This window comes from Vibrio hepatarius, from assembly GCF_001274785.1.
GTDB lineage: Bacteria > Pseudomonadota > Gammaproteobacteria > Enterobacterales > Vibrionaceae > Vibrio > Vibrio hepatarius.
In genome coordinates, this window is sequence record NZ_LHPI01000001.1 from 307,638 (window position 1) to 331,051 (window position 23,414).

20 protein-coding genes are annotated in these 23,414 nt (G+C 45.8%); 12 read left to right on the plus strand and 8 right to left on the minus strand.

Features of this window, described 5'->3' with window-relative positions; all coding sequences use genetic code 11:
* Genes AKJ31_RS01475 through AKJ31_RS01485 form a run of 3 tightly spaced genes read left to right on the plus strand, consistent with a single transcriptional unit; the run spans window position 1 to window position 3,098 of the window.
* A complete protein-coding gene (locus tag AKJ31_RS01475; RefSeq protein ID WP_053407311.1) occupies window positions 1-1,266 on the plus strand; it encodes a hypothetical protein in 1,266 nt (421 codons plus the stop codon).
* Window positions 1,266-2,294, plus strand: a complete 1,029-nt coding sequence (locus AKJ31_RS01480) for a sensor histidine kinase (protein WP_053407312.1) — start codon at window positions 1,266-1,268, stop codon at window positions 2,292-2,294. The genes AKJ31_RS01475 and AKJ31_RS01480 overlap by 1 nt, the downstream gene beginning before the upstream one ends.
* 18 nt (window positions 2,295-2,312) lie before the next feature.
* Window positions 2,313-3,098: a LytR/AlgR family response regulator transcription factor gene (locus tag AKJ31_RS01485; protein ID WP_053407313.1), complete on the plus strand. Its 786-nt coding sequence runs from the start codon at window positions 2,313-2,315 to the stop codon at window positions 3,096-3,098.
* Between the two features lie 78 nt (window positions 3,099-3,176).
* On the opposite strand, the gene AKJ31_RS01490 is transcribed toward AKJ31_RS01485, so the two are convergent.
* On the minus strand, window positions 3,177-4,943 hold the full coding sequence (locus AKJ31_RS01490; protein WP_053407314.1) for an alpha-amylase family glycosyl hydrolase: 1,767 nt from the start codon (window positions 4,941-4,943) through the stop codon (window positions 3,177-3,179).
* 339 nt (window positions 4,944-5,282) lie between these two features.
* On the opposite strand from AKJ31_RS01490, the gene AKJ31_RS01495 reads away from it, so the two are divergent.
* The gene (locus tag AKJ31_RS01495; protein WP_053407315.1) at window positions 5,283-5,477 is read left to right on the plus strand and encodes a hypothetical protein; all 195 of its coding nucleotides are present in this window, start codon (window positions 5,283-5,285) and stop codon (window positions 5,475-5,477) included.
* Window positions 5,478-5,525: 48 nt separating this feature from the next.
* Here the strand turns inward: AKJ31_RS01495 and AKJ31_RS01500 are convergent, their stop codons facing one another.
* The 5 genes from AKJ31_RS01500 to AKJ31_RS01520 all read right to left on the minus strand — a co-directional run bounded on the left by AKJ31_RS01500 (window position 5,526) and on the right by AKJ31_RS01520 (window position 12,651).
* Window positions 5,526-7,319, minus strand: coding sequence for a sensor domain-containing diguanylate cyclase (locus AKJ31_RS01500; protein ID WP_053407316.1), 1,794 nt, complete (start codon window positions 7,317-7,319; stop codon window positions 5,526-5,528).
* Entirely contained in the window at window positions 7,309-8,475 is a 1,167-nt protein-coding gene (locus tag AKJ31_RS01505; RefSeq protein WP_053407317.1) for a substrate-binding protein, read from the minus strand. Before AKJ31_RS01505 ends, AKJ31_RS01500 begins: the two co-directional genes overlap by 11 nt.
* Window positions 8,476-8,732: 257 nt before the next feature.
* Window positions 8,733-9,038, minus strand: a complete 306-nt coding sequence (locus tag AKJ31_RS01510; RefSeq protein WP_053407318.1) for a helix-turn-helix domain-containing protein — start codon at window positions 9,036-9,038, stop codon at window positions 8,733-8,735.
* A 446-nt stretch (window positions 9,039-9,484) separates the two neighbouring features.
* Window positions 9,485-11,104 carry a methyl-accepting chemotaxis protein gene (locus AKJ31_RS01515; protein WP_053407319.1) on the minus strand — a complete coding sequence of 540 codons (1,620 nt, stop codon included), beginning with the start codon at window positions 11,102-11,104 and terminating at the stop codon, window positions 9,485-9,487.
* 335 nt (window positions 11,105-11,439) lie between these two features.
* The gene (locus tag AKJ31_RS01520) at window positions 11,440-12,651 is read right to left on the minus strand and encodes an MFS transporter (protein ID WP_053407320.1); all 1,212 of its coding nucleotides are present in this window, start codon (window positions 12,649-12,651) and stop codon (window positions 11,440-11,442) included.
* Window positions 12,652-12,745: 94 nt separating this feature from the next.
* On the opposite strand from AKJ31_RS01520, the gene soxR reads away from it, so the two are divergent.
* Window positions 12,746-13,213, plus strand: coding sequence for a redox-sensitive transcriptional activator SoxR (gene soxR, locus AKJ31_RS01525; protein WP_053407321.1), 468 nt, complete (start codon window positions 12,746-12,748; stop codon window positions 13,211-13,213).
* On the opposite strand, the gene AKJ31_RS01530 is transcribed toward soxR, so the two are convergent.
* Window positions 13,184-14,062: an AEC family transporter gene (locus tag AKJ31_RS01530; protein ID WP_053407322.1), complete on the minus strand. Its 879-nt coding sequence runs from the start codon at window positions 14,060-14,062 to the stop codon at window positions 13,184-13,186. The two genes, soxR and AKJ31_RS01530, sit on opposite strands and share 30 nt — an antisense overlap.
* A gap of 453 nt (window positions 14,063-14,515) precedes the next feature.
* On the opposite strand from AKJ31_RS01530, the gene AKJ31_RS01535 reads away from it, so the two are divergent.
* The 3 genes from AKJ31_RS01535 (at window position 14,516) to AKJ31_RS01545 (ending at window position 17,653) form a co-directional block, all read left to right on the plus strand.
* Entirely contained in the window at window positions 14,516-15,517 is a 1,002-nt protein-coding gene (locus AKJ31_RS01535; RefSeq protein WP_053407323.1) for an ABC transporter substrate-binding protein, read from the plus strand.
* Between the two features lie 14 nt (window positions 15,518-15,531).
* Window positions 15,532-16,896 (plus strand): diguanylate cyclase domain-containing protein, encoded by a 1,365-nt coding sequence (locus AKJ31_RS01540; protein ID WP_053407324.1) that lies wholly within the window; start codon window positions 15,532-15,534, stop codon window positions 16,894-16,896.
* Window positions 16,897-17,050: 154 nt separating this feature from the next.
* Window positions 17,051-17,653, plus strand: a complete 603-nt coding sequence (locus AKJ31_RS01545; RefSeq protein WP_053407325.1) for a DUF6198 family protein — start codon at window positions 17,051-17,053, stop codon at window positions 17,651-17,653.
* Window positions 17,654-17,750: 97 nt separating this feature from the next.
* Here AKJ31_RS01545 and AKJ31_RS01550 read toward each other — a convergent pair whose 3' ends face one another.
* Window positions 17,751-18,215 carry an HAD family hydrolase gene (locus tag AKJ31_RS01550; RefSeq protein WP_053407326.1) on the minus strand — a complete coding sequence of 155 codons (465 nt, stop codon included), beginning with the start codon at window positions 18,213-18,215 and terminating at the stop codon, window positions 17,751-17,753.
* Window positions 18,216-18,382: 167 nt separating this feature from the next.
* On the opposite strand from AKJ31_RS01550, the gene AKJ31_RS22930 reads away from it, so the two are divergent.
* The 4 genes from AKJ31_RS22930 (at window position 18,383) to tyrS (ending at window position 23,373) form a co-directional block, all read left to right on the plus strand.
* On the plus strand, window positions 18,383-18,535 hold the full coding sequence (locus tag AKJ31_RS22930) for a hypothetical protein (protein WP_157052293.1): 153 nt from the start codon (window positions 18,383-18,385) through the stop codon (window positions 18,533-18,535).
* A 368-nt stretch (window positions 18,536-18,903) separates the two neighbouring features.
* Window positions 18,904-21,069: a catalase/peroxidase HPI gene (gene katG, locus AKJ31_RS01555; RefSeq protein ID WP_053407327.1), complete on the plus strand. Its 2,166-nt coding sequence runs from the start codon at window positions 18,904-18,906 to the stop codon at window positions 21,067-21,069.
* Window positions 21,070-21,229: 160 nt separating this feature from the next.
* Window positions 21,230-22,027: a helix-turn-helix transcriptional regulator gene (locus AKJ31_RS01560; protein WP_053407328.1), complete on the plus strand. Its 798-nt coding sequence runs from the start codon at window positions 21,230-21,232 to the stop codon at window positions 22,025-22,027.
* 89 nt (window positions 22,028-22,116) lie between these two features.
* Window positions 22,117-23,373 (plus strand): tyrosine--tRNA ligase, encoded by a 1,257-nt coding sequence (tyrS, locus tag AKJ31_RS01565; protein WP_053407329.1) that lies wholly within the window; start codon window positions 22,117-22,119, stop codon window positions 23,371-23,373.
* Window positions 23,374-23,414: the final 41 nt, after the last annotated feature.

Here is a 23,414-nt window from a genome sequence, read left to right on the forward strand (position 1 = left end):
ATGAAGTGGCTATGGATACTGCCAGCGAGTCTTTGTGCGTTCAATGCGAGTGGTCAAGAGCTCAGTTATGAGTGGGACTGGACCGTGAGTGCGAGTTCAACCCAACATCAGGATTCGGCGTTACTCGGTGAGTCCCCGCGCCATGACACGCAAGCGTTAGATGCCTTGCTCGATGTAGAAGTAAGTGGCTACGATTGGACCGCACTACTGGCGGCGAAAGGAAGTAACATACTCAGCAACGACAGTTCAGCGCATTACGATGCCGAGTTTGTGGTTCAAGAGTTATTCTGGCAAGGCGAAGCGACACTGTTTGAACTACCGATTGATTTGACCGCAGGTAAGCTCCGGTTGGACTGGGGTGTGGGGTATGGCTATCGCCCGCTGGATATTTTTAAACCGTATCGACGTAATCCAGTCGGTATTCAAGTAGAAGAGGGCGCGTTGATCGCGTTGGGGTCTTACTTTGATCTGCAAGGTGAATGGAGTCTGGTCGCGTCGGATTCTTCCTTTACCCAGCAGTCGGGCAGCAAGTTGGAAAAAGCGACAGAGCAAACGGGCATCGGCTTTCGTCGCTACGCCTTAGTGGGCGAGAGTGAATGGCAAATGTTGGCGTATTACGACGATGTTCGCCATGGCTTGGTCGGAGCATCGTTTGTCTCGGTGCTTGACCCATCGTGGGCTGTGCACAGTTCAGCATTGTATCAGCACCAGTACCTTACTTATCAACCAAATGCGTGGGATTCCCCTGTCACGTTAGAGACCGACAATCACGGCTATCAGTTTCTATTGGGTTTGAACTGGGCGAATGCAGTCGGTAACAACATTATTGTTGAGTATTGGTACGACAGCCGAAGTTGGAACAAAAACCAGTGGGAGCGGGCGTTTGAGCGAGCGGAGTTTTTACACGCTAGCGATTCAACCCGTGCTTTCGGATATTCGTATGCCCAAGGGCTGGAGAGCGCCAACCTTGTGCAGCACAACCTATTGTTTCACTGGACGCTAGATAGCAACGCTTGGAGTCATTGGCAGTGGTCAAACAATCTCACTTGGCTGAATCACTTTACGCCTACGGTTGATGTGATGTACTCACCGCAAGATGGCGGCTTGATTGCAACGCAATGGCTCGATTATCAAGCATACGATTCTGGCAACGCAGCGCTCAATATCGAGATGGCGGTCCGGTTTATGACTGGCGAGAGTGATTCTGTATATGCAACGCTTTCTGATAAGAGTATGATTTTTATAAATTTAAAAGGCAGGTTCTAATGTCTGAACTCAAACAACATGCGATTAATGGAATGAAAAGTCTGGTGTTTACCTCGCTCTTTTGTGTGGTGATTGCCTTTTCAACTCAAACCATTTGGAACGGTTCTTTTCTTATTCATATCAAAATCAGCTTAGGTTTCGGCATCAGCGCGGTACTCAGTGCGCATACCATTGCTTGGTTCCGCCAAGATCTTTCCCCTCGGTTGATTAACCTATTTGCGATTTGTTGCTCGATGATTGTCGGTACGGCGAACGCGTACTACTGGCTGAGACATTACGATCAATTTGCCGACTTTAATGCGCTGAAACCTGTCATCGTATTGGGGCTCATCTTTACCTCGACGTGCTTTCTGTATTTTTACGCGCACGAACAGCGCATCGAAGCGCAAAAGCAACTTGAGCGCTCGAAACGGATTCAATCTGAACAAGAAAAGGCGCTGCTTCTCAGTCAACTAAAACAGCTGCAGAGCCAAATAGAACCGCACTTTTTATTTAATACCTTAGCCAACATTAGTGTGTTGATAGACAGTGACAAAAAAAGCGCCAAACTGATGCTGGAAAAGCTGACGGAACTGCTGCGCGCTACTTTGACCAGAAGCCGCCAAGAAAGTACCACTTTGCAAGGTGAGTTGGAGCTTGTAGACGCTTACTTGGCAATCCAGAAGATCAGGCTGGGCGATCGTTTGGCGTATCACATCGACAACCAAGTCGACACTGCGCTGAACCTACCACCACTCATTCTGCAGCCTTTGGTGGAAAATGCTATTCAACATGGGATTGAACCTAAGGCGGCGGGTGGTTGTTTGGATATTTCCGTGCAACTGAATCAAGACCAGCTACTGATCGAAATAAAAGATGACGGACTCGGGTTTAGCGGAGAATCGGCGCATACTGGACAAGGGATTGGCTTGGCAAATATTCGCGAACGTTTAACAACGCTTTATGGCAACAACGCCTCGTTGAACTTAGTTGAAGCGCCGCAAGGCGGTGTAATTGCCAAACTAACGATAGCGCGCGCTGTGGTGTGATTTTAGGGAGAAACAACAATGCATTGTGAGTCAGTGACCGCGTTAATAGCCGATGATGAGCCATTACTGCGTCATCATCTCAATAAAGCTTTGGGCGAAGTTTGGCCGGAATTGGAAGTGATCGCTTCTGCTGAAAACGGTCAGATCGCGCTGGAGCTTATTGAACAACATTCGCCAGACATCGCTTTCCTCGATATCAAAATGCCAGAGTTAGACGGTATGGCGGTGGCTAAAAAGTTGGCTCAGAAAAACAGCACCACCAAAGTTGTGTTTATCACCGCGTATGACGAGTTTGCTGTCAAAGCGTTTGAGGCCAATGCCATCGACTACCTGTTAAAACCTGTCTCCGAATCACGCTTGAGTCAATGCGTGGAGAAGATTAAAACTGGGCTGCAACCGCAAAGTAGTGTGCCAGCTCCTGATCTCAGCCAGCTTTTAGAGCAAATCCAACATCTTACCGAGAAGAAGTCACCATCTTATCTGCACTGGATCCGCGCCAACCGAGGAGAGGAAATCCACATGATCCCCGCATCGGAAGTGCTCTACTTCAAAGCTGAAGATAAATACGTCTCTCTGTATCGCATGGAGTTGGGGAAGAAAGAGGAGTACTTGCTAAGAACGTCGCTCAAAGAGTTGCTGGCGCAACTTGATCCTGAATTGTTCTGGCAAATCCATCGTTCAATCGTGGTGAACGTGTCGGCGATTGATAAGGTGAAAAAGGAGTTTACCGGTAAAATGGTTGCTCTGGTGGGAGAGAGCAAACTGCCAATTAGCCGCGCAATGCAAAGCCGATTTACCAAGTAACGTCCTAGTCCTAAAGAAGAGAAGAGCTCAGCGCTAACCCAAGCGCTGAGCTCTTCTCTTTTGTAAAACATATGCTCGTTAGCCAAGACACAGAAACAGGCTGGCGAGCGGATCAAAGTTGAGCGCAATTAAGCCTTGCTGATTGATAACGCGTAAGGTGTGGTGACGGCCATTGAGCTTATCAAGCAGTGCGTATTCACCATCACTAAGCTGCCAATCCTGAATCAATGCGGGCGGGATGATTAAATCGAGATCTTTGGAATACGTATCGCTGAAGTTGGTGGCGACAATCAGCTTTTGCTGCTTATCTGAACGCGCAAAAGCGTACAGCTGATGCTGCATGTCGGCGAAGTTGTCATAGTTCGCTGCGTATAAGTCGTGGTATTGGCCGGTCAGAGCGAATTCACTTAAGGTGAGGCTTAGTAATGTTTGATAGAACGAACGTAGCGATTGCTCTGATTGGCTTAAAAGTGCGCCGTCAAATTGGCCATGGTTCATCCATCGCTGGTGGTGAGGAACGCCGATATAGTCAAAAATAGACGTGCGAGAGGATTGACCAAATCCCGCGTTTTCAGCGCCGGGCTCACCGACTTCTTGGCCAAAATAAATCATCGTTGGTGCAGACGATAAACAGGCGGAAACTAGCATCGCTGGCTTGGCCTTTTCGGCGTTCCCTGCGAATTCGGGCGACGCGATACGTTGTTCGTCGTGGTTTTCCAAAAAGTGCAGCATGTGGTGTTCGATGTCGGCGAGTTGATGTTGGATTCGCCTAATCTCACTGGTCGAGCCGTGCCCTTGCATAACCGCTTTAAGGCTATCGTACAAGTCGACTTTATCGTAGAGATAGTCCATCTTGCCTAGATGAATGTAGTCGCGATACAAATCTCTTTGGTACACCTCTGCGAGTAAAAAGGCGTCTGGATTGATTTGTTTGATCGACGAGTTCAGATAACTCCAGAATTCAACTGGCACCATTTCAGCCATGTCGTAGCGAAAGCCGTCGACCCCTTGTTTTAGCCAGTAGAGGGCAATATCACGAAACTTAACCCAAGAGTCCGGGATTTCTTTCCCCTGCCAAAACTGAAAGTGTGCGTGGTGGTCGAGCTGGCGGTACTCCTCTGGCAGTTGTGGGAAGTCTTTGGTGCCGTCTGGCTTGACTCCGTAATTGACTTTGACGGTTTCGTACCAATCGTCAAACTTTGGCGTAGCTAATCGAGAGCCATTACCCGTCCATTTAGCGGGAAACTCCTGATACGGCACGGTTAAATTAAGGTGTTTTTCGCCGCCAAGTGGAGGGTACTCCGCGAGTTGTTCAGGCACTGAAAATGCTTGATTGGGAATGTAATAGAAGTTGTTGTGCTTGTGGTATTCAACGGATGAGTCGTCGCTCGCGCCAAAGTCTTCAACACCTTCTGGGTTATTTCGTCCTTGATAAACACGTGCAACATGGTTGGGCACGATGTCGATAATGACTTTCATCCCAGCTTGATGGGTTCGGTTGACTAAGTCGAAGAACTCTTGGTTCCTGCAACTAGGGTAGTCGGCTAAATCAGGGTTGACTGAGTAGTAATCTTTAACCGCATAGGGTGAGCCCGCACGGCCTTTGACAATACTTGGGTGGTCGTTGCTAATGCCGAACTGCGTGTAGTCATTAATGAGCGCGTGATGGGGCACACCTGTATACCAGATATGCGTAATGCCAAGCTGCTTGATTTCTCGTAGCGCTTTATCAGTGAAGTCGCTGAACTTACCGATTCCGTTTTGCTCAATGGTTCCCCAAGGGCGGTTATTGGTTTGTGTGTTGCCAAACAGACGCGTAAAGACCTGATAAATATTCTTTTTCATTGTTAGGTTAACCCTATGTTTCACCATTAATCATAGGCTAATGCATGGCGAGAGAGTGCTAATCATCCCTAAAGATAATTTGTTGGGCGTAGAAGGACAAAGTGTGAGTGGGTTAGAAGATTTCTCTGAGGGTAATCAAATGCCCGATGTGGAGCAGAAATCACAAAATGGCTAATAACATCGAGGTTAATAACGAAGATGGGAATTTTATGAGAGCCTGATAATACGGGGGTGTTGCGACGATTAACGACTCATACTCTGGTTATGAGTGTTTTTGACAAACATAGGTTCTTTTCTACGCTTAGTTAAAAACAACGTCAGACAAAAAGGAGATCATTAATGGCGACATTTAAGCAGGACATCCCTCATCGTGTTACGGTTTACCATGATGACATTGAGCAAGAGAATACTCTGAAAAACGCGATGTTACCGGAAAAGCCTCGATACTTTAATGGCGCTCCCACCTATCAGGCTGAGAGTATTGACGAGTTCAGAACGAAACTCAGCCAAATTGGTCTGTCTTTAGACGTGTAAGTAAACTTAACTAGAACGAAAAAGGGCTCTGCAATAGAGCCCTTTTTGTTATGAACAGGTTTGATTCCGCCCTAGCGCTTTGGCTTCATACAGGCACTTGTCAGCGCGAGACAAGGCTTTATTGAAATCCTCTGCATGCCACTCAACCACGCCGATACTAACGGTGATCGCGATATCGAAGTTACCGTAGACACTTGCCGCCAGTTCAGCTTCCACGCGTTTACGGATCCTTTCTGCGAGTTGTATGCCGTCATCTAGATTGGTTTGCGGTAATACCAAGGCGAACTCTTCTCCACCTAATCGCCCCAGCAAATCGGAATGTCGTATTTCACTTGCAACGATTTCGCAAAAAGCGACGAGTACTTTATCCCCGATAGAGTGACCACATTCATCGTTGACTTGTTTAAAGTGGTCTAAGTCCATCATGCAGATACAAGAGGGTGTGTAGACACGGTGGCTATCTACGGCGTTTTTCACTAGTGCTCGGCGATTAAGAATACCGGTCAAAGGGTCTTCTGTGGCGAGCTTGGTTAACTGAGACTCTTTGTTCTTAATGTTGTGCGCCATATCGTTGAATGCTTTGAATAGATCTCCGATTTCATCGTCACGCACTTTGAAGTTTGCGCGGATTTCGCCTTGACGCGAAAGTACCGAGATACGTTTGCGCAGGTCGATAATTGGAGAGGCAATATAGTGCGACAAGTAAATGGTCAGCACCGCGAACAGTGCGAGCGCAATAAGAAGGTACAGCGAGACTTCTTTTACGTGGTCGATGTGACTCTGTTCTAACTCTGAGTTTGAGATAAACACCGCGAGTGAAAGGTCAAACTCAGGCTCAGAAATCCCTTCTGTGGAGATACTTTCAAAAATGAGATGCTGTTTGAGCTCAAGAGTGATCGGGTGAGTGATCATAATGCCGTTAAGCTCATTTCTGAACCTAGGTTCGATGGTGTCATTAAGACCGTATTGCTGAAATTTATCGACCGACAGGTAGTTCACATCACACAAAGGTTGGGTGTCGTGGTTACGTACCAGAAAAACGTCGATACGCTCAAGACCACTATCTATCAAGGATTGCTTGATGCTGGCGATCTGCTCTTCAATCAAGGTACGGTCTAGCACTGCGGTGTAGTACCCAATCAGATTTTGTTCGCAATCCACCAGAGGGCGGGTGAAGAAATAAGTTTCCTCGTCAAAAATAAGCCCAAGTTGAGAGACGATTTCTGTCGTTGCAAAGCTCAACACGAGCTTTGGGTAGTTACGTTGCTCACGCAGTTCGACTAACTGATTGCTGATGTCTCGACTTGCTTGAGAGTTTTCTTCGCCCCTTTGTTTAAGATCAAGCAGCTTGTTGAGTGCTTGCTCCTCTAAGGTGAGGTTTTTAGGATAGCTGGTTAGCCATTGCTGATAGGAGCTTTCTAGCCGCTCTAAAACTAACGGCGTGAGGACCTGCAACTGCTCGATATCTTGCCTGAGAATATAGCGATTACTTTTATTTGCAGAGAGGTTGAAGTTAACCGCTCGTCCTGAGAGGTCTGAAATAATCAGTGCGGAAAAGCCGCGGGTAAAGTTAATCGCGTTAGAAGATAACTTGGGTAGTGTGTCTGTACTGACATCGCAAGTCGACATTACGCCGCTAAGACGGTCGAACTCAGCAAAACGACCTTCAATATAGTGGCTAATTTCGCTTGAACCGATCGAAGCCGACAACTGACCAGATTGGAAAACATGGTCAATCGTTAGCTTTTCTCTCGCTTGATAGTAACCATAGCTGAACAGCAGGATACTAATAGCGAGTGGTAACAAGATAAAAAATACTTTAACGCTGAGCTTATTCTTCATCGTGTTTCAGTCTTTGATCCGCCGGACTAATATTGCCTAGGTTTTGAATCACGTTCAGATCACCTGATTGAAATTGAGCGAGATACATGGGTAAATCGAGGTGATGATCTTCTCGCACGCGTATTTCCATATCACCCTTGTAGAGTTCTAGGCCTGGTAACGCGTCGATGGTTGCTTCTTTATCCACTTCACCTGCTTTACTTAAAGCATGAGCGAGAAGATAAACTAAGTCGTAATGCGCTTTGCTTGAATAGGTCGCCTGTGCTTCTTCCCCATGAAAATCTTGATACTGAGCAATGAATGACTTTGCTATCGGGCTATCGATGGATGTGAAGAAATGCAGGGCGGTCATTACGCCTTCTAACGCTTCACGATCTACATTGTTTATGTAGGTTTCATCGGCAGCGAAAGCAACAACTTGGATCTCGCGTCCAAAATCGAATTGCTTCATTTGAGTGAGGAAGTTAAAGCCGTCAGCACCCGGTAAGATAAGCATGAGGTTCTGTGCACCGGATTGTTTTAAGCGTTCCAATACGGGCGTGTAATCACTGGTATTGAAGCCAGTAAACTCCGTATTGGTGACGGTACCATTATACTGGGCGACAGATTCGATAATCCGCTTCGACATTCGGTGTGGCCAGATATAATCATAACCAAAAATGTAGAAACGGTTGCCGACGTTGTTAATTAAGTAAGGGACGACAGGTTCGATATAGTGCTCAGGAATGGTGCTGTAGCAGACTAGATAGCGACTATAGTGCCGACCTTCGTAGTCGATACCATAGAACATCGGAGTTTTCAGTTCGTCAGCAATTTCCGCCATCGCATAACGAGACGCACTGCTCACTGGCCCCATCAACGAGAACACGCCTTGTTGCTCGATCAGTTCACGGCTGTAGTTAACCGTTTTAGCTGGGTTGGTTTCGTTGTCACGTACAACGATTTCCAGCTTACGACCAAGTACGCCACCTGAACGATTGATCTCTTCTACTGCCAACTGAGCACCTTTCAAAGCCTGTTGACCGTAGATCGCAAATGTTCCCGAGAGTGGTAAAACCGCGCCAATCTTGATGTTTTCTTTTTCTTGCGTACAACTTGACGTCAACAGTGCACTACACACCACTGCGCACGACAAAAAGACTTTTCTTATATTCATTATATGCTTGATTGTCTCTGAAATTTCTCTTCTACTCGTTTGATTGTAGACACTCCAGCCCGCACAGAGAGTGAAATGCCTAACAAAATCATGAGCATCCAAATATACCAATAGACGTGTGTTACAAAAGAGCGTGGTACTTTTGCACCATTCTAAGCCGCGGTGCTAAAAGCAATAACTAGGAGTGAAATTAAAATTATATTTGGTGCGCCTAAGGCACCAAGTAGAGACTCTAACCACTTAACGGTACGACGTTGTTAGTTTTGGTAAGACTCGATTAAGTTCAAAATCTCCAGTTTTGTCGTTAAGTTATGACTTGATACCTCGATAACAATATTGGCAATAATGTCGTCTTCGCAGTAAAAGTACGCGACAGGTGTATTTAAAGCCTCTGAAATTCGTTTAACAGTCGCATAGTCAGGAGCGTGTTTTCCCGTCTCGTACTGACTAATTCTTGCGCTGGCACCAGCTTGATCCATCCCTAGTTTTATTCCCAACTCTTGCTGGGTAATTCCTTGCAACTTTCTAATATATCTTAGCCTGCTAGGTAAAGGGCTATTCATGCAATGAGTACCTCCACAATCAAAGCTCGTGCATTTTACCCTTATACTGTTCGTTATATGACTAAGGAATTTTTAGATTTAAGAAATTTAGGGAAATCTATCACGCACTTTCTTTAAATTTAGCCGGATTTCAAAGTTATAACTCTCTCAATAGAGCTTTATTCTGTTATTTTTTGTAACAGCTTAAGTATATGTCTCGCTCTCAGATAAAAATTAGGCAAAATTTGTTTGTTCTGCTAGGTAAACACCTAGATGTAGCACTCAGTTATGATTGAAAATACCGTTCAATTGCAGCGAACGTAGGTGAAGTTGTTTTAAAGTTGAGCAAAAGCTATTTTCAAAAAGCTTAAAGCTCAAAATGTTTTTGTCCGTTTACCCAGTTTAACTTTGCCGCTATTTGTGCCACGTAAAAATGGGCGGAGCATAATTCTCTCCGCCTCGAGTATCTAAACTTTGAAATATTGCAATTGAGTGGAAAGGTGTTCAGCGGTATTCGCCATCTCCTGACTTTCTTTTGCCAAAGATTGCGACGCTTGTAACACTTCGTTAGCGGAAAGATGAATGCTTGTGACGTTCTGATTCATTTCAGAGGCAACTGCACTTTGTTGCTCTGAGGCAGCGGCTATTTGCGCCACCATGTCGTTAGCATTTTGCATTTCTACTACGATTTCATTGATTTGGCTACGAGTACGTTGAGACGCTTCTACCGAGCTATCAACGCTGTTATTGCTGTTTTGCATCGCAGTAAATGTGCGTCCTGCATGTTCAAGCAATGTATCTATGGTTTGTTGCACTTCATTAGTTGAGTTTTGAGTTCGGCTGGCTAAATTTCGGACTTCATCAGCAACGACGGCAAAGCCTCGACCTTGCTCACCAGCGCGAGCGGCTTCGATCGCGGCATTCAGCGCCAGTAGGTTGGTTTGCTCAGAAATATCACGAATAACCGAAACCACGTTGCTGATTTCATTGACGCCGTCTTGCAGTTCTTTCACCAGCTCGTTTGCCATCGCAATATCTTGAGAAACGTCAGAAATAGCTTTAGAAGTGAGTTGCATGGTGCGGTCGGTATGTTCTGTATGTTCCATCACTTTGTTGGTACTGCCTGCGGTACTTTCGGCATTATTGGCGACATCGGATATGGTTGCGCTCATTTCGGTCATTGCCGTTGAAAGCAGTTCTAATTGGGAGTGTTGAGAATTTACGCTGGTCGCCGCTTCTTCACTCGCCTGAGCAATGTTACTTGCCATGCTGCTCGAGATGCCAGCCGAATCATGCGCCGTTTTGAGCGTGCTTTGCAGCTTACTCAGCATGCTATCGATCTCTTTCGCCATTTGACCAAGTTCATCTTTGCGAGCTAGGTTCATGCGCACTCGCAGATCGCCTTCCGCGATTAAGTGTGTATTTTCAATCAGTTTATTGAGTGGTGTAACGATATTGTTCGAAATAGCATAGCCGAGTGCAAACAAGACGCTAGATAAGATCAACGCAAAAATCAGTTGTTGGATCACGAGCGTGTAAAATGTTTCGTTGATATCGGAGACGAGAATACCTGAGCCGACAATCCAACCCCATTCTGGGAACAGTTCAACGTAAGAGATCTTATCTTTTAGCGCGCCGTCTGGACTTTTCCATTGATAGTCTAGAAAGCCCTTTTGTTCAGTAGTTTGTGAAATACTGACCATTTCGCGCCAGTGAAACTTGCCAGCACCATCTTTGAAGCTCTCTGCGTTTTTCCCGTTGAGTTCTGGTTTGAGCGGATGCATGACAATATTCATTTTCTGGTTGAGTATCCAGAAATAGTTATCACCGTCGTAGCGCAGGGATGCTATCGCATTCAGCGCATTTTGCTTCGCTGTTTGTTCACCAAGTTGTTCACGTTGACTGTAAAAGTGTTTAGCAACATTCAGTGCTGTCTCTACCTGGGCGCTTAGCTTATTTTCACGCTCTGCCATAGAAGTGTTGCGTTGTTGGATTAAGTTATAAGCGCAGGCAACAACGATTAATGCAAAAGCAAGCAATACAATAGAGAATAGCTTTAGTTTTACTGATAAATTGCTTAATTTCATGGGCCTCTGACTCGAGTTAGTTAATATTAATTATTCATTTAACTACTCTAGCAATCTCACGCTTTAGTGCTAGTTAGCAAAATCATAAAAAAAAGTATTCATATTGTTACATGAAAATAACTAGTACTTAGTCAAACTATCGATTGTTATTGGTTCTACGGACAAGAAAGCTATTTGAGGAAACATCCAATTGTTAAGCTAATAATCGTGAGACAAGCACAAAGATACTGACAAATATCTTTGTAAGTATCTTTGTAAATAAACTTTGGTACTGCTTGTATTTATGTCTTTAGTGTCCCGGGGAAATAAAAATTGCGATGTTAGTTTTATTTATCTCAATTAATCGGGGCAAAGTTTTGATCTTGAGAACTGTTCATTGCAAGAAAGCGCATTACAAATACCGCGCCAAGCATGGTTAATGCGGCGAGAATGAATCCGTATTGAGTTAGTCCGTAATGGCTTAACAGTGCAATCACTACGTAACTAATGCTCTGCACCAAGGTTGCAAACATTTGTAGACCGCCATCGGCACGCCCGCGTTGTTCAACTGCAATGGTGTGATGCATCCAGTTAGTGCGCGCAATGCGGTTCAGTGCGTTGAAAAAGCCAAACGCGAGAGTAAACGCCAATAGATAGACAGGGTGAGGAGAAAAACTCATTCCCACAACTGCGAATGCGGCAATCGCCATTGAGTAAACAATCGTATTCATGTGGTTATGTAATGAGAGCAGCTTCGCCACAAACAACCCAGTAATCAGTGAACCGAGGCCAAAGGCAATGTTGTAGCCTGCCAACCAGTCTCCGGAAACGCCGGTTTCAGCGAACCAGATTGGCACCAATTTTCCCAGATAGGTCAGAATAGGGTAGGAGAGTGCTGACAACATCAAGAAACCATAGAAACGCGGAGCTTGGGTAAAAATGTCTTTGCTCTCTTTGAGCTGATCGACAAACGAGCTGTTGCGGCTTTGTCTTAGCTGTCGTCGATACGGCGTGACTATGTAACTCAATGTCGCAATGCCTGCAGCGATAGCTGCAAACGCTGCGAATTCGAGCATGCCCCATTTTTCCAGTAACACAACCCCAAGTGCCCCTGCGCCTAGCGTTGTGCCTTGCATGATGATCTCTTGCTTGCCGGATATCGATGCGTATTCGTGGCGGTCGTAGTTTTCTTGCGTAAAGGCGTTATTGGTCGACCAACCCAAATTGCTTGATACCCAGTACACCAACTGCGCTGCCGCGAGTATCCAAGGAGAGCCAAGTTCAAACCAATAGACAATAAACAAAGCGGCTGCGGTTATCGCTTGAATAACCTGCACCCAAATCAATAGCGCTTTGCGTGAGTGGCGGTCAATCAGTGTTGAAAAAAAGGGCGTAAGAAAGAATGAAACTGCAGTACAGGTTAGCGCGACCATAGCAACAAATGAGCCCATGTTAGGCGTGGCAAGCATAATCCAGGGTAGAGCCATCATAAACAGGCCTGACGAAATGCCGTCAAAGAACCGTCCGCTAAGGTAGGGCAAAGATTTGTTTTTATTGAAAAATTCCATTTATATTGCTCCGAAAAGGTAGGCGATTTAGTATTAATGTAAAACCTCAAGTAAACTTTAGGTAAAGCACTTTTTCATTTAAAAGGACGTAATTATGGAAATGTCGGTTGGTGAAGTGGCGAAACGCGCGGGTATCAAGGTTTCGACCTTGCATTTCTATGAGCAGAAAGGTCTGATTCATAGCTGGAGAAATCAAGGTAATCAAAGACGTTATGAACGCAGTGTCCTGCGCAGGCTGGCGGTGATTAAAGCGGCGCAAGAAGTTGGCCTGACACTCGAAGAGATCGTCGATTCGTTAGCGCATTTACCTAAGCACCAAGCGCCCAGTCGTAAAGAATGGGAGCAAATGGCACAAGGTTGGCACGACATGCTAGAGCACCGCATATTGCAGCTAAAGGCGCTGCAAGAAGACCTCGGTGGGTGTATCGGCTGTGGCTGTTTGTCGATGGAATCTTGCGCGATCTACAATCCACAAGATATCCGTGCAGAAACATTCAAAGGCAAAACTTTGCTGACCGCGCCCGAAGAATGGTCATCCCAAGGAGAGGGCGAACGTGAGTAGTAACGGCAGCGTGATGATGCTAAGAAAGTTGCCGAACAAAACCATAGACGCAACATTGACCGGTTCAATATGAAAGCGCTCGGCAAATAAGTAGTTCATCACCGCTGGTGGCAGCATGGTAAACAGCACCATCATTTGTAGCTGCATAGTTGGTAATGGAATAAAGAAGTAAATTACCGAAAACGCAATGGCACCAGTAAAGAGTGACTGTAGCGTACACAATAAACCGACTCGCAAACCGCTTAGGCGCAAGTGACACATTTGCGCGCCGAGCGACAAGAGCATTACTGGAACCGCGGCTTGTCCGAGCAATTTGGTCGCTTCATACAGTGGCGGCCAAACGCCAATGCCGGAGAGGTTCAGAATCAATGCGCTGCTGGCAGCCAAGAACACAGGCATCCGCACCACTTGCTTGAGTGGATTTCCTTCACTAAGTAACGCTAAACCCACACTGATATGTACGCATGCTGAAACCACGAATAGCAGTACGGCAGATGCCAGTGCGGTATCACCGAAAGTGTAAGTAAATAGTGGGATAGCGAGGTTGCCACTGTTGCGAAACATATGCGGCGGCGCCCATGCTTTGAAATTTAGACCTGAGAACTTGCACACCGGAATCATAATCAAGCCAGGTAGCAGAACAGCAACCAGTGAGGCGGAAAGGAGTGGTACCTGCTCGGTGTCTAGTGGCATGGAAACAAGCGATGAGAACACCAAGGCAGGCGTGAATGTATCCATGTTGATACGGTTTATCGGCCGAAAATCTGGCTTCAACCAGCGGCCGACAGAGAAACCGACCAATACCAGTGCGAACACTGGAAATAATATTCCAATGACTTGTTGAAGCATGACTTTCCTTAACGCTTTGAATTCTTATCCTTATATTTCCAAACTACCTGAAATCATAGCGATTAAACAGTCATTAAGGCTAAAAGTTGTTTTGTGCTCACCGTTTGTAAATCATAAGTTTTTGCTATGTGTTTATTGCTTATGTTGGATTTGATTGATGTTACGTATTGATTACTCTCATTGTAAGTGTGACGTACTGTTTATTTAGTCAATTAATTTTCCAGCCCACACATAACCTGCCCACATAGCCTATTATTAATCATATAAGTTGATATGGATTCAACTCATTCTTGGCGTAATGAAAGCAAATTACCGTACGCGCGAGTGATACCGAACACACTTTGGTAAATGTGTGTGTTTCATTTGATGGAAAGCTAGGTTTTTAACGCCTTCGAAAGAATTAATGCGCTAAATATTATATGAGCCTATTTTCTTAACATGGATTTGTTTAATATGTCGCCAACCAAGCGAACATTTATTGCTTTTGGGTTTATTTCTGTTTTGCTTGCCACTGCTGTTGTTTACGCAACACATAGCTTGAAAGGCGAGGAACAGGAAATCAACGACGCCACTGTTACCATCGCAGTGTCACGGACTCCGTTGTCTGCGCCGTTTTTGGTTGCAGAGAAACTAGGATTCTTCAAGCAACAGGGATTAAACGTTAGTTTGATGCCGTGTGATGGTGGCGTTGCATGTACCAAGATGATGATTGACCGTGAAGTTGAATACGCAACAGCGTCGGAATCTGTGGTGATGTTCCAGAGCTTTAAGCACAACGATGTTGCTTTATTGGTCAGTTTTGTTGAAACCGACAACGATTTGAAGCTGTTAACTTTAGAACCGTCAAATATCAATTCAGTAGCAGACTTAGATAGTAAAAGAGTGGGAGTGGTAAAAGGCAGCGCCAGTGAGTTTTATTTTGATTCTGTTTTGATCGCTAACAACTTAAAGAATCTAAATATTGAAAAGGTTTATCTTTCGCCCCAAGAAATGGTGCCAGCTCTTTTGTCCTATCAAGTCGATGCGATATCCGCATGGGAGCCACTCGGTTATAAAGCGGATACCCTGTCTGCTGCTAAAGTGATTAATTTAGGCAATCATGGTATTTATCAGCTCTCATTCAACTTGTTATCAGTAACCGAGCATCTTGAGATGTCAGGCGAAGAACCAATCAAGCTGATTCGTGCACTAGACTCTGCGGTTGAGTGGATAAACCAGAACCCAAACCAAGCGCTAGAAATGATCGCTAAGCAGCTGAATTTGTCGGTCAGTCAAGTGGAATGGTCGTGGGAAGACTTGATGTTCCGTCTCGCGCTGGGCAATTCATTACTATCCAATATTCAACTTCAAGCTCGCTGGGCGATCGAGCGCGGTCTGGTGGATGATGCGCTTCCTGACTTTAGAAAAGTATTTTATTCCGAACCCTATCGACAGGTTCGGGTCACGCGAGATTAGATAGAGACAGACTTATGCTGGGTTCCTTATACAAAAAACTACTGGCGCTCTCTATTACGACAATGATTCTAACTTTGTCGATTATTTTGTCGTTCTCTCGTGTCGGTTCAGAAAGGGAAGAAACCAAAGCTGAACTCGACCAAGTTGTCGATCTGCAACTCAGTGTTGACCTATTACGCAGCCAGCTATGGGTCTTTCTGCAATTTGGCGACAAGCAAAGTTTGGATCAAGTGGAATACGCTAAAGAGGAACTGGCGACTAAACTTCAAAAGTACCAGCAGGGCAACAGTATGCTCGACAACATTATCCGCATGAATCGCAGTCTGAGTTCGATTCTCGAACAGGAAAAAAATGTCTACTTTGATGAGTCAGGGGGACTGGAAGCGCTTGGAGCGGATGACATTACCGCACGTGGTTTACTGCATTCTCGATACAACATGATCGTGCAAAACATGACCGAAGAATTGGCGTATGTGCATAACGCGGTAATGAATCACAATGATGAGCGGCAGAATCTTGTAATGAAACAGGCCGCACTTTGGTTGATTGCTTGCTCGGTGGTTGTAACGGGCATCGCGTGGTGGATGTTTTTCCGCTTTCGCAACGGCTTTAGTGCGATTAAAAACGCAATTGTCGATCTCACGGAAGGCAAGCTGGATACACAAATTAAAGGTGAAAACTTCGATAGTGAGTTTTTAGCCATTGCCAAATTCTTTAACAAGATGACCAAAACCCTGCGAGAAACCACTGTTACAAAAGAAGAGTTGGAGTTAGAGGTTAGGCGTCAAACTGAGCAGTTAAAACAGAAGCAAGAGCAATTGATCTTCTTATCTGAGCATGACTCTCTGACTAATATTATGAACCGCCGCGCGTTTGACAGTCGGCTTGAAAGCTCCATCTTGAACGCCAAATTAACTCGCACCAAACTGGCGCTGTTTTTTATCGACCTAGATAATTTCAAGGACGTGAACGATACGCGTGGTCATGACGCCGGAGATGCGATCCTTATTGCCGTGGCAGAACGCTTGGCTAGTGCGGTTAGGGATACTGACTTTGTTGGGCGCATTGGTGGCGATGAGTTCCTTGTCTGTTTGGACCATCTGCACGATTTCGATATTGTGCCAAACAAGGCGCAGCAATTGATTGATGTTATCAACGAACCGATTACGTTTAACGAACACAGCTACACAGTCGGGGCGAGTATAGGGGTAAGTTATTTCCCAGACCAAACCCTGAACAAAGAAACGCTACTTAGTATCGCCGATGAGGCGATGTATCGTGCTAAACAGCTTAAACGTTCAGCCAGCAACGAAAGTGATACCAACCTTAGCCCTGAAACATGTGAGTCGGTAGTCACGCTCGCTTCAGTAAAGCAATGAGACTTGATAGCGATAACCAAGGTGTAAATTTCTTTTAACACCTATTTATCAATAGAATTAAGCCTGAATCTCGACATTAATCCCAAATATCGACATCTTATGCCCGTTTGATTCACCACCTTTTGAGTGAATCGCCCAAGGATAGGATTTCGAAATGGACAAAGAACATAGTTTTCGCGAGAACATGCTCGCGCTGGTGCTGGGTAGTGCGTTGGTGTCTCTCGGCGTTATCTTCTTCAATAAGGTAGGCTTGCTAACTGGTGGTACGGCAGGGCTGGCTATCTTTCTCACCAAAATTAGTGACTTCAGTTTTGGACAGGTGTTCTTTTTACTTAACCTGCCGTTTTACATTTTATCGGTCACTCGTATGGGCTGGCGCTTTACCGTCAATACATTTATTGCGGTCACGATTGTTTCTCTCGCCGTTGACCATTTACATCATGTGATTGAGATTGCGCGTATCGATTCTTTTTATGCTGCACTGTTAGGTGGTGGACTAATTGGTATCGGGATGCTGGTGATCTTCCGCCATAAGATGAGTCTTGGTGGTTTTAATATCCTCGCGCTATTTCTTCAAGAACGATTCGGTATTCGTGCAGGCAAAGTACAAATGGCTCTTGATTGCACTATCGTTGTGATGTCACTGTTTATTGTTGATATTCAGTTGATCCTACTATCAGTGCTGGGCGCGGTAGCGACTAACCTAATTCTTGCGATGAACCATAAGCCAGGGCGTTATCAACCCCAAGCAGCTTAAGTTCTCTGAGACAGAATCCAAAACGGCTTAGTGATTCACTAAGCCGTTTTTTGTTGCTATCAAGAATGTGCTGTTTCTTGTCTACTTCTGACGTTGGTTAGATCAGCTCTTCTAGCTTGCTAATACTGGTGACGTTGTCAGGCACTGCTTCACCGTTTGGGTTAAACCACACCGTTTTTAATCCTGCTTTCTGCGCTGGATAGATATCTTTGTCGAGCACATCGCCCACCATGGTTAACTCCGCTGGCTCTTCTCCGAGCTCCTGCGCGATCGCGAGGTAAAACTCAGCGCAGTTTTTTTCTATGCCAAGATTCGCGCGGCAGAAATAGCCATTGATGTAACGATCCAGCCCGACACGTTGAAACGCTTGTTGAATGTCTGCTTCTGTCGATTGCTCGGCGCTGGTGGCGATATAGATGGTGTGATCGGCTGAGAGCGCTTTTAACGTCTCTTCTGCGCCTGCGATTGCCTCGACATTTGGCCACAAGTACATTTTGTCTTGGTTGTTTGGATCATCCACCATCAAAGTGTCGCCCCAATCAAATAAATACGTTTTTGTCATTTATTCCTCGGTGTGTTGCTGTCTTTCCTTGGTATATCAAGTGTGGAGCGTTTGCGCTTCAAAAGCAAAATTAATCCAAACGATAATAAACCTGATTTGGACAAATGATTTAGCTCGTATTAAATACCGCACTGAAATCCAATCATATTTCAGTCAAGGGTATAAAAATGCTATCAATTAACGATGTCGTAGTAGCGATCAAAGGTATCGATTTAGGTGAGATGGTTGTTACTGGTTTAAGTGCTGGTGGTTACTATGTCCATGTTAAAGCTGGAGAAAGTACACTGACTTACCCAGCTAAAGACCTAAAAAAAGTGTAATAATGAGATCTCGATCTTAAGACCTTTTATAAATTATTCAGGCTTGGTTTATAACCAAGCCTTTTTTATTTGTTATTAGACTTAATCTATATTTAACAAAAATTAAAAACGCCTCTTATACCCACGTTTTATTATCTTTTACTACAGTTTAATACTACTGATAGCTTTCTCCTATTGAATTGATAACCATTATCAATATGTGGTTTTTGTGCACTTCATCTAAACTGGTTATCAGAACACGAACTTATAATGTACGCCGTACTCGAATCTATAAATAACGTTGAGTAGAGGCGGATTCGAAATGGCTAATTTACCCCTCGGGTTATTTGTCCAAATCCAATACCGACTACGACAGAAGGGAAATATAAATGACAGATAATAAAAGCACAGCAGGTCAATGCCCAGTAATGCACGGCGGCATGACATCCAATAACATGGCGAAAGAGTGGTGGCCAAAAACACTGAATCTGGACATCCTGCACCAGCACGATTCTAAGACCAACCCATTAGGCGAAAGCTACAACTATCGTGAAGAGCTTAAGAAGCTAGACGTAGAAGCGCTCAAGAATGATTTAAAAGCCCTGATGACGGATAGCCAAGAGTGGTGGCCTGCAGACTGGGGGCACTACGGCGGTTTGATGATTCGTCTTGCATGGCACTCTGCGGGTAGCTACCGAACTGCAGATGGTCGCGGTGGCGCAGCGACGGGTAACATGCGTTTCGCACCACTAAACTCTTGGCCTGATAACGGCAACCTAGATAAAGCGCGTCGTCTACTTTGGCCAATCAAGAAGAAATACGGCAATAAAATCAGCTGGGCGGATCTGATGATCCTCGCAGGTAACATGGCTTACGAGTCAATGGGCTTTAAAACCTTCGGTTTCGCCTTTGGTCGTGAAGACATTTGGCACCCAGAGAAAGACACTTACTGGGGTGCAGAAAAAGAATGGTTAGCGCCAAGTGGTTCTGAGAACAGCCGTTACTCTGGTGAGCGCGACCTAGAAAATCCTCTCGCAGCAGTAATGATGGGTTTGATTTACGTAAACCCAGAAGGTGTGGATGGCAACCCAGACCCGCTGAAAACAGCGCAAGATATGCGTGTGACATTCTCGCGTATGGCGATGAATGACGAAGAAACGGTTGCGCTAACTGCGGGTGGTCACACTGTTGGTAAAGCACACGGCAACGGCGATGCAGCAGACCTTGGACCTGAGCCAGAAGGCGCGGATCTTGAAGAGCAAGGCTTTGGTTGGATGAACCACAAATCACGTGGTATCGGTCGAAACACAGTCACCAGTGGCCTAGAGGGTGCGTGGACAACACATCCGACACAATGGGACAACGGCTTCTTTGAATTGCTATTCAAATACGACTGGGAACTGAACAAGAGCCCAGCAGGTGCATGGCAGTGGGAACCAGTGGATATTGAAGAGCAAGACAAACCAGTTGACGTAGAAGACCCATCGATTCGCTACAACCCTATCATGACAGACGCGGATATGGCGCTGAAGATGGACCCAGAATACCGCAAGATTGCTGAGCGTTTCTATAACGACCCTGCATACTTTGAAGAAGTGTTTGCGCGCGCTTGGTTTAAACTGACTCACCGTGACTTAGGCCCACGTGCTCGTTACTTCGGCCCAGATGTACCAGCGGAAGAGTTGATCTGGCAAGACCCAATCCCAGCAGGCAATGCGCAGTACGATGTCGACGCAGTAAAAGCGAAGATCGCTGCAAGTGGCTTAAGCGTGGCAGATATGGTATCGACCGCTTGGGATAGCGCGAGAACGTTCCGTCACTCGGATGCACGCGGTGGTGCAAACGGCGCTCGTATTCGCCTTGCGCCGCAAAAAGATTGGCAAGGTAACGAGCCTGCGCGCCTGAGCAAAGTGCTCAATACACTAGAGCAAATTGCGGCTGAAACGGGTGCGAGTATCGCGGATACAATCGTTCTAGCTGGTAACGTGGGTGTAGAACAAGCGGCGAAAGCGGCTGGCTTTAACGTCACTGTTCCATTCGCACCGGGTCGTGGTGATGCGTCAGCCGAGCAAACCGATGTTGATTCGTTTGACGTTCTTGAACCTGTCGCTGATGGCTTTAGAAACTGGCAGAAGCAACATTTCTCGGTTAAACCGGAAGAGTTGTTGCTAGACAGAGCACAACTGCTTGGTCTGACCGCACCGGAAATGACGGTTCTATTGGGCGGTATGCGTGTTCTTGGCACTAACCACGGTGGCAGTCAGCATGGCGTGTTTACAGACCGCGTCGGCAGTCTAACCAACGATTTCTTCGTTAACCTGACTGACATGAACTACAGCTGGAAACCAACAGGTCGCAACTCTTACGATATTGTTGAGCGTAAGTCTGGCGAAACCAAATGGACTGCAACTCGCGTTGACTTAGTGTTTGGTTCTAACTCAATCCTACGTGCTTACGCAGAAGTGTACGCACAGGACGATAACCAAGAGAAGTTCGTCAATGACTTCGTTGCAGCTTGGACTAAAGTGATGAACGCTGACCGTTTCGACATCTAGTCGTAGTGTGAACCTAAGCGTAAAGCAATTAAGCCACCCTTTGGGGTGGCTTTGTTTTTCGATTAGTCCAATTCACTCTGAGTCAACAAGCTGAGAGCAAGCGTTTGAATCGCGGCTGAAATTGAGTAAGCTGACGCTATCTACTTTTTAGGCTTAGACGATGAAAACAGACGTAACTCCAGATGAATATCAGGCACTCGCGAACGCGATCAGTGCGGTGCATTCTCCGAGTTTTACTTCCCAACTCTGTACTTTTATTCATGCGGTTGTGCCGTTTGATTGCTCTGTGGTGCTCGGCTATCGCCAAGGAAAACGTCCGGTTTATCTCTATGATTCGATCAACGAGTCTCGTGAGCTGTTGTTTCAGCGCTACCTGACCGATTCATTTCAAAATGACCCTTTCTATCGACAAATCGAACAACACCCGCAAGCGCGAATTTATCGCCTCAAAGATGTGTTGTCCTCGGCGACCGAGTACAAGCAATACCAACGTGAGTTCTATTTAGAAACGGGCTGGAATGATGAGCTTTGCTTGTCGATTCCATTAGATGCGTCGCGTGGTATCGCGATTTACCTTGGTGTCATGGGAGATACATCGTTTAGTACGCAGCACTTGGCGGACCTGCAAGCGCGCTTTGCGGTATTGAGTTCTCTGTGTCAGCAACATTGGGCAAGAAGCGCTTTTTCGTTGCCGGAAGTTGGCGATGAGGCGGTTCATTTACGTCACGCGATCGAGAAAACCTTAGCGCAGTTAGGTGCAGAATTACTTACCTCAAGAGAGCAAGAGATCGCGGCTTTGTTGGTGCAGGGTTTTGATTCTAAAGAGATCGCCAGCCAACTAGAGATTGGTGTCGGCACGGTCAAAAATCATCGTAAGCGTATTTACGCCAAGTTGAACGTCTCTTCGCTCAGCGAACTGTTTCGTATCTTTTTAAGTCAGCTTATCGCAACAGGTTAAGGCAAAATAAAGCCAAAATTGTCCCTTTAGGGATATGTCTGATGGTTTCCAGCACCAGTACTCTGATTGTCTAGCAGAGAGAGGAAGCCATGACACAGTCACTTATTCAAGACCTACAGCAGCGCGGTCTGATCGCGCAAACCACCCACCTAGAACAGCTCAGTGAACAACTATTAACGCCTCAAGTGCTTTACTGTGGCTTTGACCCTACCGCGGGTAGTTTGCATATCGGCCACCTGGTTCCTTTGATGATGCTGAAACGTTTTCAGAACGCAGGGCACAAACCGATCGCGCTAATAGGCGGTGCAACGGGAATGATCGGTGACCCAAGCTTTAAAGCGACCGAGCGTAGCTTGAACAGCGAAGAAACGGTAAAAACTTGGCTATCACAGTTATCGCAACAGATTAATCAAGTGATGGGTTCTCACTTAAGTCGCCCGCTCAAGATCGTCAATAACGCCGATTGGACAGGGCAAATCAACGTGATTGAGTTTTTACGTGATATCGGTAAACACTTCTCCGTCAACGCGATGATTAACCGTGAGTCGGTTAAGCAGCGTTTGCAGCGTCCAGAGCAAGGTATCTCATTTACCGAATTTAGTTATGCGCTACTGCAAGCCTACGATTTTGTTCACCTTAACCGAGAGTTTGGTTGCAAGCTGCAAATCGGCGGCAGTGACCAATGGGGTAACATCGTCAGCGGAATTGACTTGACGCGTCGTATCAACAACGACAACGTGTTTGGTTTGACGCTTCCGTTGATCACTAAATCGGACGGCGTGAAATTTGGTAAAACCGAAGGTGGCGCAGTGTGGTTAGACGCGGAGAAAACTTCGCCTTATGCTTTTTACCAGTTCTGGCTTAACACCGCTGATGACGATGTTTACCGCTTTCTGCGTTACTACACCTTCTTGTCGTTAAGCGAAATTGAAGAGATAGAACAGCAAGACCAAAACCAAGCCGGTAAACCACAAGCGCAGCGTATTTTGGCAGAAGAAGTGACGCGATTTGTTCATGGTGAAGAGGGGTTGGCCAGCGCAAAACGCATTACCCAGGCGTTGTTTGATGGCGAGCTCAAAACACTCAGCCGCTCAGAGGTGAATCAACTGGCACTTGATGGCCTACCAACGTTCACTATTGAGTCTGAATGGGATATGCCCACCGCCTTAGTGGCAAGCGATTTGGCCAAGTCAAAGCGTATCGCGCGCGAGCTTTTGGCCAGCAATGCGATTAAGGTCAATGGCGAGGTAGTGTCGGGAGAGTCTCTTGAGCAACAGTTTGCTTTGTTTGATAAATATTGGATTGTTCAACGCGGGAAGAAAGCGTTCCGCTTATTGAGTCGCTAATCCTAGTAGTATTTGTTTATAGAAAAACGCCCACCGAAGTG